Below are 1,696 nucleotides of genomic sequence, written 5' to 3' on the forward strand. Positions count from 1 at the left end.
GGTGTTCGAAGCCCGGCATGGCATCGAGCTGGAGCCGGTATATACCGGAAAATTGCTGTACGCCGTCTACGACAGACTGCAAGCAGGGGATTTTCAGGCCGGCCAACACGTCGTGGTCTGGCACAGCGGCGGCCTGCAAGGCAAGCGCGAGATTCGCTAAATCCAGATTGGAGTCGGCCCGCAAAATAGCGATAATACCGCCGCCGATAACTATAACGACAGGTGGCAAATGGTCGCGCAGACTCTTCCGGTTTCCGGGCAATCCGCCGGCATGGCGGTGTCTTTCCGATTTTTACTGAGCCTGTACGGCATCGTGCCGATCTGCCTGATCGCACTCGGCCTGGATACTTGGCTGTTCGACCACGCCCTGCGCGACGCGCTGCCCAGCAGCCCCAGTCACTTTTTGCTGTTCCAGGTATTGTTCGGCACGCCGCACATCGTCGCCAGTAATTTACTGTTGGTCAGCCACGCCGATTATCTGCAAGCCTTCCGTAACAAATTACTGGGGATGAGTGCCTTCATTGTGCTGTTCTTCGGCGTCGGCAGCTTGTTCATACCCTACCGGGTGCTGTATCTGATCAGCGCCTGCTGGACCGTCTACCATGTCTTGAAACAACAGCACGGCATCGCCAAGGCGGTCTGCCGCCTGCCGGCTTGGGCTTTTTATCTGCAACTGTGGCTCAGCGTGACGGCCGGCATCTTCACCTACATCGGTATTTTCATGAAGAACAGTCTGGCGCCGGAGCAGGCCGCGTTGATACTGCAAATCGCCACGGTACTGACCGTCGCGTTGCTGGCGTCTACCGGGGTTTGCCAGCGCCACGTGGCCAGCCGCTTGGGCTGGTATTTTCTGTGGGCCAACACTTTGTTGGTGGTCGCCAGTTGGTTTGTCTACAGCCAACAATATTATTTTCTGGCGATTCTAATGCCGCGCTTGGTGCACGACATCACCGCCTACAGCTTTTACGCGACCCACGACGTTAACCGCCACGCCGGCCATCCGCGGAACCGCTTGTATCGTCTGACCGAAGCTTGCCGGCTGCCGGCGGTCGCGGTTTTGCCGCTGCTGTCGTTCGCGCTGACCTACTGGTTGCAAGTCTACGGCGATGCCGCCGTCAATCTGCTGCTGCAAACACTGTTCTCAACCCAGATATACAAAGCCGCCACCTTGGGTATCGTCGGCTATCTGGCCTTGATGCACTATTACACCGAAGCCTTCATCTGGTCGGCCGGCTCGCCGCTGCGGCGCTATATTCGGTTTGGCGGGATGTAAACTCACGGACAGACTTTGCACTAGCGTCTAAAGCAAGCACTGCAATTGGTAAGAATGCAAGTATTCGAAATCGCATGTTCATATTACTAACATGTTGTTTTAAAACCTTATTCGCTGCGTATCGCAAAAGCCCCCAAACAAAAACATATTGCTATACCAGCGACCGCACTCAGTGAAGCCAGCGCTACCCAAGAAAAATGTTTGAAAATCAAAGTGTAAATAGGCCAAAGCGTTAGCGCGACAAAAAGTAATGCGCAGGTTTTAAGTTTGTGTGCTGGGGCGATCAACACGGCGCTAGCAAGAAGAAGCAATGAAGTTAGGGCATAGCCTATGGCCAAAATGGAAATTGAAACCGGCGGAAAAGCACAAACTCCAGGAGATGAACGCCACCAGCCCTCCGGACAGGCCAGCCGACCCAAAACG

Annotated in this window: 2 protein-coding genes; one reads left to right on the plus strand and one right to left on the minus strand. The window is 54.9% G+C overall.

Translation table 11 applies throughout. The features are described from left to right. The first annotated feature begins 229 nt into the window (after positions 1-229). Complete coding sequence (locus AC3B8H_RS21055; RefSeq protein ID WP_488443464.1) at positions 230-1,273, plus strand: hypothetical protein; 1,044 nt, start codon at positions 230-232, stop codon at positions 1,271-1,273. A 107-nt stretch (positions 1,274-1,380) separates the two neighbouring features. Here the strand turns inward: AC3B8H_RS21055 and AC3B8H_RS21060 are convergent. Beyond that, positions 1,381-1,696: hypothetical protein (locus AC3B8H_RS21060; protein WP_488443465.1), on the minus strand; the 316-nt coding region annotated here is incomplete at its 5' end.

The sequence above is a fragment of the Methylomonas sp. BG-2 genome (genome assembly GCF_057766305.1).